Source organism: Aeromonas sp. 25-248, assembly GCF_053005425.1.
In genome coordinates, this window is sequence record NZ_JBRKTB010000016.1 from 12,544 (window position 1) to 27,199 (window position 14,656).

16 protein-coding genes are annotated in these 14,656 nt (G+C 64.5%); 9 read left to right on the forward strand and 7 right to left on the reverse strand.

Annotation, left to right across the window (positions count from 1 at the left end; all coding sequences use genetic code 11):
- Positions 1-20: 20 nt before the first annotated feature.
- A complete protein-coding gene (gene msrB, locus ACVDHI_RS18005) occupies positions 21-407 on the forward strand; it encodes a peptide-methionine (R)-S-oxide reductase MsrB (RefSeq protein ID WP_041211021.1) in 387 nt (128 codons plus the stop codon).
- A gap of 70 nt (positions 408-477) precedes the next feature.
- On the opposite strand, the gene ACVDHI_RS18010 is transcribed toward msrB, so the two are convergent.
- The 4 genes from ACVDHI_RS18010 to ACVDHI_RS18025 all read right to left on the reverse strand — a co-directional run bounded on the left by ACVDHI_RS18010 (position 478) and on the right by ACVDHI_RS18025 (position 4,424).
- Positions 478-1,347 (reverse strand): AraC family transcriptional regulator, encoded by an 870-nt coding sequence (locus tag ACVDHI_RS18010; RefSeq protein ID WP_202040221.1) that lies wholly within the window; start codon positions 1,345-1,347, stop codon positions 478-480.
- A 137-nt stretch (positions 1,348-1,484) separates the two neighbouring features.
- On the reverse strand, positions 1,485-2,627 hold the full coding sequence (gene chrA, locus ACVDHI_RS18015; protein ID WP_447212363.1) for a chromate efflux transporter: 1,143 nt from the start codon (positions 2,625-2,627) through the stop codon (positions 1,485-1,487).
- 173 nt (positions 2,628-2,800) lie between these two features.
- Positions 2,801-3,241 carry a nucleotide triphosphate diphosphatase NUDT15 gene (locus ACVDHI_RS18020; protein ID WP_039039391.1) on the reverse strand — a complete coding sequence of 147 codons (441 nt, stop codon included), beginning with the start codon at positions 3,239-3,241 and terminating at the stop codon, positions 2,801-2,803.
- Positions 3,242-3,419: 178 nt separating this feature from the next.
- On the reverse strand, positions 3,420-4,424 hold the full coding sequence (locus ACVDHI_RS18025) for an NADP-dependent oxidoreductase (RefSeq protein WP_447212364.1): 1,005 nt from the start codon (positions 4,422-4,424) through the stop codon (positions 3,420-3,422).
- A 175-nt stretch (positions 4,425-4,599) separates the two neighbouring features.
- On the opposite strand from ACVDHI_RS18025, the gene ACVDHI_RS18030 reads away from it, so the two are divergent.
- From ACVDHI_RS18030 to ACVDHI_RS18040, 3 genes are all read left to right on the forward strand, one after another.
- Entirely contained in the window at positions 4,600-5,025 is a 426-nt protein-coding gene (locus ACVDHI_RS18030; RefSeq protein ID WP_167826217.1) for a MarR family winged helix-turn-helix transcriptional regulator, read from the forward strand.
- Positions 5,026-5,060: 35 nt separating this feature from the next.
- Positions 5,061-5,291, forward strand: coding sequence for a hypothetical protein (locus tag ACVDHI_RS18035; protein WP_029313696.1), 231 nt, complete (start codon positions 5,061-5,063; stop codon positions 5,289-5,291).
- 148 nt (positions 5,292-5,439) lie between these two features.
- The gene (locus ACVDHI_RS18040) at positions 5,440-5,757 is read left to right on the forward strand and encodes a hypothetical protein (protein ID WP_010672893.1); all 318 of its coding nucleotides are present in this window, start codon (positions 5,440-5,442) and stop codon (positions 5,755-5,757) included.
- A gap of 135 nt (positions 5,758-5,892) precedes the next feature.
- On the opposite strand, the gene ACVDHI_RS18045 is transcribed toward ACVDHI_RS18040, so the two are convergent.
- Together ACVDHI_RS18045 and ACVDHI_RS18050 are read right to left on the reverse strand one after the other, a co-directional pair.
- Positions 5,893-6,369 (reverse strand): Lrp/AsnC family transcriptional regulator, encoded by a 477-nt coding sequence (locus ACVDHI_RS18045; protein ID WP_010672894.1) that lies wholly within the window; start codon positions 6,367-6,369, stop codon positions 5,893-5,895.
- Positions 6,370-6,678: 309 nt separating this feature from the next.
- Positions 6,679-7,302 (reverse strand): helix-turn-helix transcriptional regulator, encoded by a 624-nt coding sequence (locus tag ACVDHI_RS18050; protein WP_041214535.1) that lies wholly within the window; start codon positions 7,300-7,302, stop codon positions 6,679-6,681.
- A gap of 148 nt (positions 7,303-7,450) precedes the next feature.
- On the opposite strand from ACVDHI_RS18050, the gene ACVDHI_RS18055 reads away from it, so the two are divergent.
- Positions 7,451-8,689 (forward strand): MFS transporter, encoded by a 1,239-nt coding sequence (locus ACVDHI_RS18055; RefSeq protein ID WP_447212365.1) that lies wholly within the window; start codon positions 7,451-7,453, stop codon positions 8,687-8,689.
- Between the two features lie 235 nt (positions 8,690-8,924).
- Positions 8,925-9,746 carry a Cof-type HAD-IIB family hydrolase gene (locus ACVDHI_RS18060; protein WP_010672897.1) on the forward strand — a complete coding sequence of 274 codons (822 nt, stop codon included), beginning with the start codon at positions 8,925-8,927 and terminating at the stop codon, positions 9,744-9,746.
- A gap of 54 nt (positions 9,747-9,800) precedes the next feature.
- On the opposite strand, the gene ACVDHI_RS18065 is transcribed toward ACVDHI_RS18060, so the two are convergent.
- On the reverse strand, positions 9,801-10,364 hold the full coding sequence (locus tag ACVDHI_RS18065) for a DUF2799 domain-containing protein (protein WP_010672898.1): 564 nt from the start codon (positions 10,362-10,364) through the stop codon (positions 9,801-9,803).
- 200 nt (positions 10,365-10,564) lie between these two features.
- On the opposite strand from ACVDHI_RS18065, the gene ACVDHI_RS18070 reads away from it, so the two are divergent.
- The 3 genes from ACVDHI_RS18070 (at position 10,565) to ACVDHI_RS18080 (ending at position 14,653) form a co-directional block, all read left to right on the forward strand.
- On the forward strand, positions 10,565-11,404 hold the full coding sequence (locus tag ACVDHI_RS18070; protein WP_010672899.1) for an isopenicillin N synthase family dioxygenase: 840 nt from the start codon (positions 10,565-10,567) through the stop codon (positions 11,402-11,404).
- Between the two features lie 209 nt (positions 11,405-11,613).
- Positions 11,614-12,927 (forward strand): sodium-dependent transporter, encoded by a 1,314-nt coding sequence (locus ACVDHI_RS18075; RefSeq protein ID WP_010672900.1) that lies wholly within the window; start codon positions 11,614-11,616, stop codon positions 12,925-12,927.
- A 412-nt stretch (positions 12,928-13,339) separates the two neighbouring features.
- Complete coding sequence (locus ACVDHI_RS18080) at positions 13,340-14,653, forward strand: sodium-dependent transporter (protein WP_201902262.1); 1,314 nt, start codon at positions 13,340-13,342, stop codon at positions 14,651-14,653.
- The last annotated feature ends 3 nt before the right edge of the window (positions 14,654-14,656 follow it).

Below are 14,656 nucleotides of genomic sequence, written 5' to 3' on the forward strand. Positions count from 1 at the left end.
ATCAGTGGTGAGGAGCCGGAATGAGCAGTAACAACCCTGAACAGTGGCGCGACAAGCTGAGTGCAGAGCAGTTCCACGTCTGCTGGGAGAAAGGGACCGAGCGTCCCTACAGCGGTGCCCTGCTGCACAACCGCAAGAGCGGCGATTACCACTGCGTCTGCTGCAAGCAGGTGCTGTTCCACTCAGCAGCCAAGTTCGACGCGGGCTGCGGCTGGCCCTCGTTCGACCGGGCCATCGAGGGGACGGTGACCTACACCGAGGACAACAGCCACGGCATGAAGCGGGTGGAGATCACCTGCAGCCAGTGCGGCTCCCACCTCGGCCACGTCTTCCCCGACGGGCCGACCGAGACCGGCCAGCGCTACTGCGTCAACAGCCTGAGCCTGGATTTCGAGCCCGACGCCTGATCCCCGACACGACCAGCGGCGCCTCCCTTCGGAGGCGCCGCTTTTTTATCTCCCCCTGTCAGGTGCCGGGCTATGCCAGCGGCAGGTAGATGTCGGTGACCAACTCATGGGTGGGCACCTCGTGTACAAAGTTGTGGTAGTGGAAGAAGAGCGGAAAATCCCGCAGCTCTTCGCCGCTGGCGGGCAGCCAGTCGCGGTAGAGCGCCCGGGCGCAGTCGGCCAGGAGGTCGTGGGAGCCGTGGTGGCGTACCACGGCGCAGCGCCCGGCCGGGATGAGGGCATTCTTCACGCCCCACTCATTGTCCTCGGCGACGGGGGACTCGACGCTGCCACAGAGGGTAAAGCGAAACGCCGCACCCTCCGTCGTGGCGGGGTCGTCCGGCGCCAGGCCATAGGTCCGGCTGGTGGCGACCGGGGAGCCGCCCGTGGCCTTGCGCCACTGGATGAAGCGCGCCGCGGTGTCGTTGATGCGCTCGGGCAGGCCCTGATGGGTCAGGGCGGCGACGGCGGTCTGCGGGAACTGGATGATGTCGACTCGCATGGGGTCAATCCTCTTTGTGGGGGGCCGTGGCAGGCAGCGATGCCAGCTGGCCCAGTCCGGGTGCTGCCTGAACTGGCTGGGCGTCAGGCCGAACGTCTGCTTGAAGGCGCGACTGAAAGATTCGCCATGCTGGAAGCCGGCATCGAGGGCGATATCAGTCACCTTGTCCAGAGGCGCGAATGCCAACCGGTAAGAGGCCTGCTTCAGCCGCAGCAGCTGGATGTAACGCCCCAGCGGCACGCCGCAGTAAGCGGCAAATTGCCGATGAAAGTGAAAGGGCGAAAAGTGCGCCACGGCGCTGAGCCGCTCCAGCGACAGGTCGTCGTCGAGATGGCGCTCGATGTGCTCTGTCACCGTTTGAAAGCGTCGGCGGTAGGCCTCTGTCTGGTTGTGATCCATGGTCTCTCCTCTGTGCTGCCCACTATCGGCCAACGGGCCCGAGCTGTCCTGACGGATCTTGCTCTCTTTGCCTCCTCTCGGGGAGAAGAGCCATGACCGACAGCCCGGCGGGCGCTGCCTGACTTGTCGCGGGTTCGTCAGGCCAGCAGCAGGGCAGCCCCCGTCAGCAGGGCGGCGAGGGGCAGAACGGGGAGCCGTGGCACCCGCAGCAGGTAGAAGCCGACGGCGGCCAGCGCCAGATCGGTGGGGGAGAGCACGGCGCTCTGCCACACCGGCTGATAGAGGGCCGCCAGCAGCAGCCCCACCACGGCGGCGTTGATGCCGGCCACGGCCCCCGCCAGACGGGGGCGGGCCAGCCAGTGCTGCCAGCAGGGGCCCAGCGCCCAGAGCAGCAAGAAACCCGGCAGGAAGAGCGCCAGGGTCGCCAGCAGCGCCCCGATGAGGGGAGTGGCGGGCAGCAGTACGGCGCCCAGGTAGGTGGCCAGGGTGAACATGGGGCCGGGTACCAGCTGGGCCAGGCCGTAGCCGGTCAGGAACTGCTGCTCGCTCAGGTGGTGACCCAGGCTCTCCTGCAACAGGGGCAGCACCACGTGACCACCGCCAAACACCAGGCTGCCTGCCCGGTAAAAGTCGGCCAGCAACTGGCTGACGGGGCCGCTCGCCACCAGGGGCAGGCCGACGAACAGCAGGGCGAACAGCAGCAGGGTCGGCCAGTGAGGCTGGCGAGCAGGAGTGGATGCGGGGGGCTGACTCCCCGGGCGGGGCTCGCGCAGGGCACAGAGCAGGGCCGCACCGAGCAGCATGGCGACCTGGGTCAGAAGCCCGGGGGCGCACCAGAGGGCGGCGGCGGTGGCCACCATGACCCCCTGTTGCAGCGCCGTCTTGCAGAACTGGCGGCTCATGGTGAGCACGGCATCCGCCACCACGACGAGCGCCAGCAGCTTGAGGCCGTGCAGGGCGGCGTCCAGCCAGAAGTTGCCCGCAAGCTGACCTAGACCGACGGCGGCCGCCAGCAACAGCAGGAAGGAGGGGAGGGTAAAGCCGACGAAGGCGGCCAGGGCGCCGCCGATGCCGGCGCGGTGGCGGCCGATGGCAAAGCCGAGCTGGCTGGAGGCCGGACCCGGCAGCAGTTGGCACAGGGCCAGCAACTGGGCGAACTCCCCCTGGTTCAGCCAGCCCAGCCGCTGGACAAAGGTGCGCTGAAAATAGCCGATATGGGCGGCCGGCCCGCCAACACTGATGCACCCCAGCCACAAGAACTGCATGAACACCTGTCCCATCTTCCCCTCCTCGTCATCATCCTGGCCCGGATAATATGACAAAAAAGTGACGGTTTGGTGACGGTACGCCCTCCCGCGCTGCCTGCCATCAACAGGGGCTGGCGGGGTGGCGGGTCGCCTCCGCCAACAGACGAGAGGTGCCGGGGTGACGCGCGGCAGCCTGCCGGTGAGGGTCAGGGGGCAGGTTGTGCCTGGGGCAGGTAGCATTGTCCCGCCAGCCAGCAGGCGATGGACTGGCGACTGGCATCGAAGTGAGGCTCGGGCAGAGTGTGCGGGTCGCACCAGATCCAGCCCTCGCATTTTTCCGGCTCCAGCAGTTGCGGCTCCCCGTCCACCTCTGCCAGCAGGGTGACCGAGATGTAGTGCAGGCCGCTCTCGCGCCAGGTCTCCAGGTTGTTGGTGACGGCGATGACGCGAGGCTGGCGGATGACGAAGCCTGTCTCCTCTGCCACCTCCCGGATGGCTGCCGACTCGAAGGTCTCCCCCAATTCCAGATGACCGCCGGCGATGGACCAGTAGGGGGCATGGCTGCCCTTGCGCTTGCCAAGCAGTACCTGGCCCTGGCCATTGGTGAGAATGACGCCGACACCGACGCGAGGATAGGGGGTAGACATAGGGAAGGCTCCTTGCTGAGACGGCGGGGTGCGCCAGGGAAAACGGGCCCACCTTAGGGGGGATGGGCCCGTTGTGCAAGCCGCCTGTTCAAGGGCGATCGGATGCCGATTTTCCATCGCTTAAATGGATGGGTCTGGCGACATTCTATCTGTTAAACAGATGGAAAACGCCCCCGGATCAGGGCAGTCTGACCAGCATCTTGCCGGTATTGCGGCCCTGGAACAGTCCGATAAAGGCTTGCGGCATGCTGGCCAGCCCCTCGCTGATGGTCTCCTCGGCCTGGAGGGTGCCCGCTTCGAAGGCCGGCATGGCCTCGGCCAGGAACTCCCCGTAGTGTTGCCAGTGATCGGAGACCAGCAGCCCCTGCATCAGGATGCGCTTGCGGATCACCTGGGAGAGGTTGCGCGGGCCGCTAGCCTGGCCGTTGCTGTTGTACTGCTCGATGAGGCCGCACAGCACGATGCGCCCGTGCACCACCAGGTGGTTGAGGGCGGCATCCAGCATGGCGCCCCCCACGTTCTCGAAGTAGACGTGGATGCCTTCGGGGGCGAGGCGGGCCAGCTCGGCGTCGAGATCCGGGGTCTCCCGGTAGTTGATCACCGCATCAGCACCCAGGGTCTTGAGGTAGGCGACCTTGTCGGCCGAGCCGGTGGAGCCGATGACCCTGGCTCCCGCCTGCTTGGCGAGCTGGACCGCCATGGTGCCGACCGCCCCGGAGGCCGCCGAGACCAGCAGGGTTTCACCGGCCTTCAGGTGTGCCACCTTGTGCAGGCCCGCCCAGGCGGTCATGCCCGGCATGCCGAGGGCGCCGAGGAAGCGCTGGGGCGGCAGGGTGGTGTCGGGCAGGCGGGTGAGCTGGGCGGCGTTTGCCACGAAGGCATCCCGCCAGCCCAGCATGCTGCTCACCTTGTCCCCCACCTTGAAATCGGGATGGCGCGATGCCTGTACCGTGCCGATGGCGCCGCCGTCGAGGGGACCGTTGAGGGGGAAGGGAGGAACGTAGCTTTTTGCCTCGCTCATGCGGCCGCGCATGTAGGGGTCCACCGACAGCCACTGGTTGGCGACCTGTACCTCTCCCTCCTGCAGGGCGGGCAGGGGCACGTCCCGGAGGGCGAAGTCCTCCAGGGTGGGGAGACCGGTGGGGCGACGCAGCAGTTGGATTTGATGGCTGATGGCATTCATGGGCATTCTCCGGCAGTGGGGCCGCGCGTCGGGCGGCGGCCTGGTATTTTTGTTTGTGTGCAAACTAAAATCAGGGTAGTCCTGAACGCGGGGGCTGGCAACTGTTTTGTGTGCAAACTATTCAGCCCCGAAGTTGATGGGGTATACTGCCCCCTTGTCGTCAGCGAGGTCCTCCATGAGCGAATTGAAAAAGCAGGTCTGTTTTGCCCTCTACAGCGCCTCCAATGCGGTGATGCGTGCCTATCGGCCGCTGCTGGACAAGCTGGATCTCACCTATACCCAGTACCTGGTGATGCTCTCGCTCTGGGCCCGGGACGAGGTCAGCCTCAAGGAGATAGGGCAGGAGACCGGACTGGATGCGGGCACCCTGACCCCCATCGTCAAGCGGCTGGAGAGCAAGGGGTGGCTGACCCGCACCGTCTCCCACGAGGATGAGCGGCAAAAGTGCATCAGCCTGACCGAGGCGGGACGCCAGTTGCAGCAGGAGGTCAGGGAGTGCTGTCTGGCGGACAGCTTGCGCAATCAGGTGGATCTGGCCGATGCTGAGTTGGCCCAGCTCAAGCTGCTTTGCGATCGCGTGGCGGCGCAGCTGGGGCGCTGATCCCTTTTCCCGTCAGGAGTGACCCGATGAAACCCATGCAATCCCTGCTTCCTTTGTTCGCCATCCTGCTGTGCGCCTGCGCCGATACCTCCTATCCCCGTTCCGAGCTGCAGATCGACGATGCCGATGCCTGGCAGGCCATCTGCAAGGACGGGGTCCGGGTGAGGGCGGTCACCGACGAGGGGATCTGTGCGGATCACCGCGGGGTGGCCATGTGGACAAATAAACCAAGGGCTGCACGGATGGCAGAAGAAGCGGCCAAGTAGTGTGACCTGTACGACATAAAATGACATGACCGGCCATGGGGCCGGTTTTTTTCGCGATCTTGCCAGCACTTTGGCACCTTGTTCATGGTGCACTCATTTTTCTCTTCCCATACTGGCCCTCAAGGTAGCAAACCAACAGGAGAGAGAGATGCAATCATCCATCGTCGGGCTCTCCATTCTGTGGGGGCTGGCCAGCTTTGGTGTTCAGGGGGATTTCATCGAGAGCCGTGATACCGCCTCCCCCTCCTGGCAGGCCGAGTCCAGAGTGGAGATGGAAGGGTACTTGATGGAGTCGTTGGGCGCCGATCGCTGGGTGTTCGACAACGGCAGCGAGAGCCTGGAAATCTCTCTGCCCAAAGGGCAGTGGGTGTCGACCGGTGAGCGGCTGCGGCTGCGCGGCGAACCCCTGCAGGAGCAGAACGGCTGGTTGCTGCAGGTGCAGGACGTCAGCCAGGTCGAGGCATGACGAGGCGTTCGCCACCTGGCGGCGCGATGGCGCCCGGGGGCTGTGTTGACCGCGAATGCCCTTGATAGCAGAGACAAGAAGAGGAGGCCCTGGCCTCCTCTTGCTTTTGGTGCTCCCCGGATGCGGGGTGGGTTGTCAGCCCAGGTGGTTGAGGGGCAGGGCGGTCTTGTGTTTGATGCGGCGCAGCACGAAGCTCGAACGCACCCCGGTCACGCCGGAGATGTGGGTCAGCTTGTCCAGCAGGAAGTGCTGGTAGTGCTCCATGTCCCGCACCACCACCTTGAGCTGGTAATCCGCATCGTTGCCGGTGATGAGGTCGCACTCCAGCACCTCGGGCAGATCCTTGACGGCGCGATCGAAGTTCTCGAACCGCTCCGGAGTGTGCCTGTCCATGGAGATGTGAATGTAGGCGGTGAGGGTCAGCCCCAGCTGGCGGGCATTGAGCAGGGTGACATGGGTATCGATGAGACCGGCATCCTCCAGCGCCTTGACCCGGCGCGAGCAGGGGGAGGGAGAGAGCCCGACCAGCTCGGCCAGCTCCAGGTTGCTGATGCGGCCATTTTCCTGCATCAGCTCCAGAATATGCCTGTCTATACGATCAAGTTTCAGCATTCTCCGTACCTCTTCGCAATTACTAATCCACTTTTCCTAGATTAAGGGTGAACTATTGCAAAAACAACTGAAAATACCTGCTACTTCACAACCACTCACCGCATCGCGGGGAGTACCATGGTTACATCTTCCGGTGGCAAGACAGGCGCCCGACCAGGCACCTGTGGTGAAGGACCTTACCGGGTCAAGAGCCCCATCAGCCGTTCGACCTTATCGGGAAACAACGGGCTGGAACGAGAGCACCCCCTCCCCGAAGGCAACAAAGCAGGCATCCCGGCGCCTGCTTTGTTGTTTTTGCGTTCCGCCCGCTCAGGGGCGGGGCGGCCGGATGCGATAGAGACAGCGGCTGTCCCCCTCCAGCAGATACTGCTCCCGCTCCACCTCGGCCGGCGCCAGCAACCGGCGAAACAGTGCCAGCTCGCTGCGGCAAAAGCCCCGACAGGCTCTGGCCGCACTGCAGATGGGGCAGTGACTCTCCCACCACAGCCAGCTGCCGTCCTCCTCCTGCGACATGTCCGCCATATACCCCTCCTGGGTGCGCAGCGCCTTGAGCGTCATCAGCCTGTCTGCCAGCGCCGGCTGGGTCAGCCTGGATTCATAGCGTGCCTGCATCTGCTGCTCCCGCCGCGTGATGAGCTGCTCCATGCCCGCGTCGCCAAACACCTGCCGGATGTCGTCGATCAGCTGCAGGGTCAGATCGCCATGGGTGTCGGGGAAGCGTTGCCAGGCCTGGTCGGTGAGGTGCCACAGACGCACCGGGCGACCGCGGCCGCGGGCCTCGTCGCTAAACCCTACCCAGCCCTCGGACTCCAGGGCCATCAGGTGCTGGCGCGCGCCCATGGACGTCATCTGCAACTGGTCGCCGAGTTCGGCGGCGCTCTGGGGGCCGCGGGTTTTCAGCAGATAGAGGATCTTGTCGGTACTGGCGTTCATGGGGGCTCCGGTGGTGGGTATCGGTGCGGTGACCGCCTGGATGAGGTCATTATGGGTAGCAGGGAGATTTAAATCAACAATCTGCTTTACTTAATGGACGACCCCTCACAATATAAATAAACCGATGACTTTATTTAATGAGGCGAAGATGGAAGGGATCAAGGGACAGGCGACCCTCTGGGTATTGGTGATGACGGTGACGCTGGCGGTGGCGGGGTTCAGCCTGCCTTCCCCCGTCCTGGCGCCGCTGCTGCTGGATCCGGTCCAGGGCATGCTGACGCCACAGGCGTCGGACTGGAGCCGCAAGGTGTGGCTTGGCGTCATCATGGGGCTCTATCCGTTGTTTCAACTGCTGGGGGCCCCCTTGCTTGGCCGCCTCTCCGATCGCCATGGGCGCAAGCCGGTGCTGACACTCTGTCTGGTGGGGGTGCTGGGGGGGTATGTGCTGATGGCCCTCGGCATCGCCTGGCGTTCCCTGCCGCTCTTGCTGCTGAGCCGGGTGGTGGAGGGCTTCTTCAACGGCGACATCGCCATCGTGCAGGCGATGGCGGCGGACATGAGCACGGCCAGGACCAAGGCCCGCAACTTCGCCCGCATCAACATCGGCATGAACCTGGGCTGGGTGGTGGGTCCCATGATCGGAGGCTATGCGGCCGTGGTCTCGGGAGATTACAGTCTGGCAGCCTGGCTGGCGGTGGGGATGACGGTGATCAACCTGCTGCTGGTGCTCTGGCTGCTGCCCAATCGTCCCCCGGTGCCGGCGACCCGGGATGAAGCTCCCCTCTCGACCCGCCAACTGCTGCTGCAACCTCGTCTCCTGCCCTACTTTGCCCTGACCCTGGCAAGCTACGGGGCGGTGCAGCTCTACTTCACCTACTTCAATGTCTGGCTGGTGGAGCGGCTGGCATGGGATCCGGTGCAACTGGCCCAGGCCGCCGTGCTGGTGAGCGTGCCCATGATGCTGGGCTCCTGGATCGGTGAGCAGCTGGCACGGCACTGGCGCGGCAGCTCCCTTGGCATCGTCGGCCACCTGGTGATGGCGGCGGGCATGCTGATGTTCATCCTGCCGACCCAGTGGTGGGGGCTCGCGCTCACCTTCATCCCGGCCGGCATCGGCATGAGTCTGGGGGAGCTGGCCACCTCGGTGGCGGTCTCCAACCGCAGCCATGCCAGCCAGCAGGGGCAGGCGATGGGGCTCTACCGCGGTCTGGCGGTGGGCAGCGAGATCCTGGCGGTGGTGCTGGGCAGCCTGGTGCTGCTGGCGGGGACCGAGTGGCCCTTCTACCTGGCCGGCCTCTGCGGCGTGATCTGTGCCCTCGGTTTCTACGGATTGCGCAGACGGGCGGACAGGCGAAACGCCGTGGCCGGGTGCGCCGAGGCGGGCTGACGAAGGGCGCGGGGATCACAGTTCGGCGACGGGATGGCGGGCCGGACTTGCATCGCGGCGCCGAGTCTGGGACGGTATGGCTCTTTGCTCCGCTGTTCCCGCCCCCCGGCGAGCGCGTCTCCCATCATGGGCCTTGCGATGCCCAGTCCGCATTCCCGGCGGTGAGATGTGTCGTCATGACATTGGCAACGGGAGGGGATGGCGCCGCACCCGTCTCGACATTCCTGGAGGTGATATGAGTCGTTATCAGGCCATTGCATTGGACATGGACGGTACCCTGCTGAACCGGGATCACAAGATCTCGTCCGCTACCCGGGCGGCCCTGGCCCAGGCCCGGGCCCACGACATCAAGGTGCTGCTGGTGACGGGTCGCCACTTCATGACGGCCCGTCCCTTCCACCACGAGCTGGCCCTCGACACCCCCATCATCTGCAGCAACGGCGCCTACCTCTATGATCCGGTACAGGAGAGGATCCTCGCCGGGGATCCCCTGGCCGTGGCGCCCCTCACCGCCCTGCTGGAGGAGGTGCAAGCCCAGCAGATGGGGGCGCTGTTCCACCTGGGGGACGGCATCGGCTACCTGGGCTGCGAGGAGCACGTGGGCCGGATGCGGCGCTGGTCGGCAACCCAGCCGGATCACCTCAAGGTTTCCCTGCTGCCCGCCGAGGATATCGAGTCCTGGTTGCAGTCCCCCATCTGGAAGCTGGAGTTGTTCAACCAGGATCCCGGCCGGTTGCACCGTTTCGTCGGGGAGGTGGTGGAGAGACTGCCCTTCACCCGTGACTGGGCGGCCCCCTATGCGGTGGAGCTGGTGCAGCCAGGTTGCAGCAAGGGCAACCGGCTGGCCCAGTGGGCGGCGAGCGAGGGGATCGCCATGGAGAACCTGGTGGCCTTTGGCGACAACAACAACGACATCAGCATGTTCGAGCAGGTGGGGCTGGCGGTGGCCATGGGCAATGCGGCGCCCCAGATCCAGGCCCATGCAGACCGGGTCACCGCGGATCACAACGAGGATGGCATCGCCCTGGCGTTGCAGCGCTGGGTCCTGCCCGCCTGAGGGGAAAAACAGTCTGCGGCATAAACAGAAAGGGGCCATGTCGGCCCCCTTTTGTCAGCTCCCGAAGGAGAACTGGATCACCCGATCCGGGAAGCGCAGCCGGTTATAGTCCCGGTATACCCCTTCGTAGTGACGGATGGCGCGCTCGCGCTGGGCACGGTAGTAGTCGCGCTGGCGGCTGTCGCTCTCGCCCCGGATCTGCTGATCCAACTGGTGGATGCTCCGCTCGGTGCGCTCCAGCTCCTGCTGCAATTCGCCGAGGCGCTGCTCCAGCAGGTACTCCTTGCGGCCGCGCTCGAACTGGGTGAGGAAGCTGGTGTCGTTGGGGCAGACCCCCAGGTATTCGCTCCCCTCCCGTCCCTTGCTGTAGGCAAGCTCGGGGATGCAATAGAGCTCCAGCCCCTTGGCGTAGCCGCGCTGCCACTCCGCCTCATCCACCTTGAGGCCGTACTCCCCGCAGGTCTTCTGATAGTCGCGGGTGGCGCTCCGGGTTTTGCCCTGCTCCCCGTCCTGATAGCCCTGGTTGTACCAGCTCATGGCACGGCACTCCTCCTCCGAGAGGGAACTGCACCCGGCGAGCAGGAAGGGAAGGGTCAACAACAGGATCTTGGGGGACATGAGGGGGCTCCGACAGCAAAGGGGGTGGGGCATTCTAGAAGAGGAGGCCCGTCCGGGACAAGCACCGGGCGAGGGGGCCGTATCATGATGTTTTTATCAGTATTTTCAAGCCGTTGTAGACGGGCTTCCGGCAGCCTTTTCTTGCCGGGGGAGGCAGGGTAAACTGCGCCTACTTTTAACTGGCATGTAACATAAAAACAATGAAAGTCCTGACCGTCGATTATCGCTCCCCCGATGCGGCCGAGCGCTTCACCGAATCCCTGCGCACCACCGGCTTCGGGGTGCTGACTCACCACCCCATCCCGAAGGAGCTGGTGCAGTCCATCTATGACAACTGGTATCGCTTCTTCATGAGCGAACAGAAACAGGATTTCCTGTTCAATCGCGAGACCCAGGACGGCTATTTCCCGCCCTCGGTGTCCGAGGTGGCCAAGGGCCACAGCCAGAAGGACATCAAGGAGTACTTCCACATCTATCCCTGGGGCCAGATGCCGGCAGAGCTGAAAGAACAGGCGATGGAGTACTACCGCCTCGCCAACGATCTGGCCGCCGAGCTGCTGGGCTGGGTGGAGCAACACACCCCGGGCGACATCGCCGCCCACTACAGCTGCCCGCTCTCCTCCATGATCGAAGAGAGCCACAAGACCCTGCTGCGGGTGCTGCACTACCCGCCCTTCGACGGCACCGAGGAGCCGGGCGCCATCCGCGCCGCCGCCCATGAAGACATCAACCTGCTGACCATTCTGCCCGCCTCCAACGAGCCGGGCCTGCAGGTGAAAGGTTCAGACGGAGAGTGGATGGACGTGCCCTGCGATTTCGGCACCCTCATCATCAACATCGGTGACATGCTGCAGGAGGCCTCCCGCGGCTACTACCCCTCCACCACCCACAGGGTCATCAACCCGACCGGGGGCAGTGCCGCCAAGTCCCGCATCTCCTTGCCGCTCTTCCTGCACCCCCGTCCGGACGTGGTGCTCTCGGAGCGTCACACCGCCCACAGCTATCTGATGGAGCGGTTGCGGGAGCTGGGGGTCATCTAATCCCGCCAGACTCGGGCAGACAACAAACCGGAGCATCCCCGCTCCGGTTTTTATTTTGTGGCACGATTGGTTGGTTATCCGAATTTTATTGGTTAATGATGCTAAAAACTGAGTTTTATATCGGATATACGCCGAGTGATTGCGCGCCCGCGGGCGTACTCTGAGCGCCATTTCGGGCCTCGCTGGCAGGCCCTTCCCGTGGAGTTCTTATGAAGCAGTCCCAATGGTCATCCCGGCTCGGTTACATCCTGGCCGCCGCAGGTTCCGCGGTCGGTCTCGGCGCCATCTGGAAGTTCCCCTATGTCACCGCCGCCAACGGTGGCGGCGCCTTCCTGCTGGTCTTTCTGCTGTTCAGCTTCACCCTGGGGGTGGCGGTGCTGATGGGGGAGACCCTGATCGGCAGCCTGACCCGGCGCGGGGTGGTGGGAGCCTTTGGTGAACTGATGGGCAGGCGCTGGCGCTGGGTCGGTGCCATGGGCTTGCTGTGCAGCCTGCTCATCTTCTGTTTCTACAGCGTGGTGGGCGGCTGGACCCTGGGGTACACGGGCATGGCCCTGGCGGGGGAGCTGCAACAGGGGGACGGCGCGGCACTGACCGCCCGTTTCAACGACTACGTCGGTGATCCGCTCTGGCCGGTGCTGACCCACCTGCTGTTTGCCGGCTTGACCTGGTGGTTCGTGCGGGGCGGCGTGCAACAAGGGGTGGAGCGCACCCTGCGCTGGATGATGCCGGCCCTCTTCATCATGATCCTGCTGCTGGTGGCCTTCGGCCTCACCCTGCCGGGCGCCATGGGCGGGGTGCGCCACTTCCTGATGCCCGATTTCAGCAAGCTCGGCATGTCGGGTGTGCTGGACGCCATGGGGCTGGCCTTTTTCTCCCTCTCCATCGGCCTTGGCATCCACACCACCTATGGCGCCTACCTGCCTTCCAGCGAAGGGGTCGGTCGCTCCAGCCTCTGGGTAGTGCTGCTGGCGAGCGTCATCGCCGTGCTGGCGGGCCTGATGATCTTCCCGGTACTGGCGGCGACCGGTATTGACCCGGCCTCGGGCCCGGGCCTCACCTTCATGACCATGCCGGCGGTGTTCCAGCAACTGCCCTTCGGCCAGGGGCTGGCGGTGGTGTTCTTCTCCCTGCTGGTGGTGGCGGCGCTCTCCTCCTCCATCTCCCTGCTGGAGCATTTGCAGTGTTTCCTGTGCGAGAGCCTGGGCTGGTCCCGCCGCGCGGCGTGCAACCTGGTCATTGCCCTGGTGATGGCGGGTGGCATCCCGGTGAGCCTGTCGTTTGGTCCCTGGGCCACCCTGACCCTGTTTGGCAAGAATATCTTCGAGTTGCTGGACTTCATCACCTCCAACCTGATGATGCCCCTGTTCGGGCTGGCCCTGACGCTGCTGCTGGGCTGGCGGCTCGGTCGCCAGGCGCTGCCCGAAGGGCTGGCTCCCCACTGGCGGGCCCTGCTGATGGGCTGCTGGCGCTGGCTGGCTCCCCTGCTCATTGGCGGCATTCTGGTGCGCGGCCTGGTGTAGGGAGGGTTGGTCATCTGTGCCACTCCCCAACCGGGCTGGCTGGGGAGTGGGGTGGCAGGATTGACTCTTTATAAAAGTCCGTTAATTAAAAATAAACGGGATAATGGCCTGGCATTTCGATATTTTATTTTGATTAAATCTGTTTTTGGTTCTGTTTTAGACTATTTTCTGTCAACTTCTCTTGCCATGGTTTAGGCTGTGGCTCCTTTTTACCGTGCAGGCGTCGCCCTCCCATGTCACCCCTTATCGCTCTCTGTGGCCGATTTAGCCCCTTTCTGGAGAGGTGACCTTGCAGGTGTCGTTTGTCTGACTGTTCATTGCAAAGGTCGCCCTCAGGCGGCCTTTTTTGTTGCGGCGCACACCGCGTCTAGCCATGGAGTATCGAACTGATGTTGTCTTGCCCGGAGGTTGTATGAGCCAGGTTCAGTGGTCTTCCCGTATTGGTCATGTGCTGGCGGCCGCCGGCTCGGCGATCGGCCTTGGCGCCATCTGGAAGTTTCCCTATGTAACAGCCACCAACGGGGGCGGTGCCTTCCTGCTGGTGTTCCTGCTCTTCAGCTTCACCCTGGGGGTCGCGGTGCTGGTGGGGGAGACCCTGCTCGGCAGCCGCAGCCAGCGCGGCGTGCTCGGCGCCTTCCACAAGCTGGTGGGGCCGAACTGGCGCTGGATGGGTTACATGGGGATCCTGTGTGGCTTCTTCATCTACAGCTTCTACAGCGTGGTGGGGGGCTGGACCGTGGGCTATGCGGCCCTGGCCGTGGGCGGCGAGCTCAACCTGAGTGAGGCGAGCACCCTCACCGCACTCTTCACCGGTTATGTGAGCGATCCCCTCTGGCCGGCCCTCACCCATCTCGTCTTCGCCGGGCTCACCTGGTGGTTCGTGCAGGGAGGGCTGCAACAGGGGGTGGAGCGGGCGCTGCGCTGGATGATGCCGGCCCTGTTCGTGATGATGCTGCTCCTGGTGGTGACCGGGCTCTCCATGCCGGGGGCCATGGCCGGGGTACGCCAGTTCCTGATGCCCGACTTCTCCCACCTGACGGGGCAGGGGGTGCTCGACGCCCTGGGGCTGGCGTTCTTCTCCCTCTCCATTGGTCTCGGGGTACACACCACCTATGGCGCCTACCTGCCGAGCAGTGACGGGGCGCTGCGCTCCGGGGTCTGGGTGGTCACCCTGGCGAGCTGCATCTCGGTGCTGGCGGGGCTGATGATCTTCCCGGTGCTGGCCTCCACCGGCATCGATCCTGCCGCCGGTCCCGGCCTCACCTTCATGACCATGCCGGCGGTGTTCAACCACCTGCCGTTCGGTCAGGGGCTGGCGGTGATCTTCTTCATGCTGCTGCTGGTGGCGGCGCTCTCCTCCTCCATCTCCATGCTGGAGCACCTGGTGCGCTTCACCACCGAGGAGTGGGGCTGGTCGCGCCGCAATGCCTGCCGGGTACTGACCCTGCTCATCATGGCCTGCGGCATTCCGGTCAGTCTGTCGTTCGGCCCCTGGGCGGACTACACCCTGTTTGGCAAAACCCTGTTCGATCTGCTGGATTACCTCACCTCCAACCTGATGATGCCCCTGTTCGGTCTGGTGCTGACCCTGCTGCTTGGCTGGAAGCTGGGGGACAGTATTGTGCCTGCGGATCTCTCGCCGCTGATGCGTGGCGCGCTGCTCTGGTGCTGGCGGCTGGTCGCCCCTCTGCTGATCGCGGGGATCCTGGTGCGAGGCTTGTTGTAACGC

Coding starts and splice junctions, on each gene's coding strand:
- msrB (WP_041211021.1), top strand. CDS start 21: ATGAGCAGTAACAACCCTGAACAGTGGCGCGACAAGCTGAGTGCAGAG.
- ACVDHI_RS18010 (WP_202040221.1), bottom strand. CDS start 1,347: ATGGATCACAACCAGACAGAGGCCTACCGCCGACGCTTTCAAACGGTG.
- chrA (WP_447212363.1), bottom strand. CDS start 2,627: ATGGGACAGGTGTTCATGCAGTTCTTGTGGCTGGGGTGCATCAGTGTT.
- ACVDHI_RS18020 (WP_039039391.1), bottom strand. CDS start 3,241: ATGTCTACCCCCTATCCTCGCGTCGGTGTCGGCGTCATTCTCACCAAT.
- ACVDHI_RS18025 (WP_447212364.1), bottom strand. CDS start 4,424: ATGAATGCCATCAGCCATCAAATCCAACTGCTGCGTCGCCCCACCGGT.
- ACVDHI_RS18030 (WP_167826217.1), top strand. CDS start 4,600: ATGAGCGAATTGAAAAAGCAGGTCTGTTTTGCCCTCTACAGCGCCTCC.
- ACVDHI_RS18035 (WP_029313696.1), top strand. CDS start 5,061: ATGCAATCCCTGCTTCCTTTGTTCGCCATCCTGCTGTGCGCCTGCGCC.
- ACVDHI_RS18040 (WP_010672893.1), top strand. CDS start 5,440: ATGCAATCATCCATCGTCGGGCTCTCCATTCTGTGGGGGCTGGCCAGC.
- ACVDHI_RS18045 (WP_010672894.1), bottom strand. CDS start 6,369: ATGCTGAAACTTGATCGTATAGACAGGCATATTCTGGAGCTGATGCAG.
- ACVDHI_RS18050 (WP_041214535.1), bottom strand. CDS start 7,302: ATGAACGCCAGTACCGACAAGATCCTCTATCTGCTGAAAACCCGCGGC.
- ACVDHI_RS18055 (WP_447212365.1), top strand. CDS start 7,451: ATGGAAGGGATCAAGGGACAGGCGACCCTCTGGGTATTGGTGATGACG.
- ACVDHI_RS18060 (WP_010672897.1), top strand. CDS start 8,925: ATGAGTCGTTATCAGGCCATTGCATTGGACATGGACGGTACCCTGCTG.
- ACVDHI_RS18065 (WP_010672898.1), bottom strand. CDS start 10,364: ATGTCCCCCAAGATCCTGTTGTTGACCCTTCCCTTCCTGCTCGCCGGG.
- ACVDHI_RS18070 (WP_010672899.1), top strand. CDS start 10,565: ATGAAAGTCCTGACCGTCGATTATCGCTCCCCCGATGCGGCCGAGCGC.
- ACVDHI_RS18075 (WP_010672900.1), top strand. CDS start 11,614: ATGAAGCAGTCCCAATGGTCATCCCGGCTCGGTTACATCCTGGCCGCC.
- ACVDHI_RS18080 (WP_201902262.1), top strand. CDS start 13,340: ATGAGCCAGGTTCAGTGGTCTTCCCGTATTGGTCATGTGCTGGCGGCC.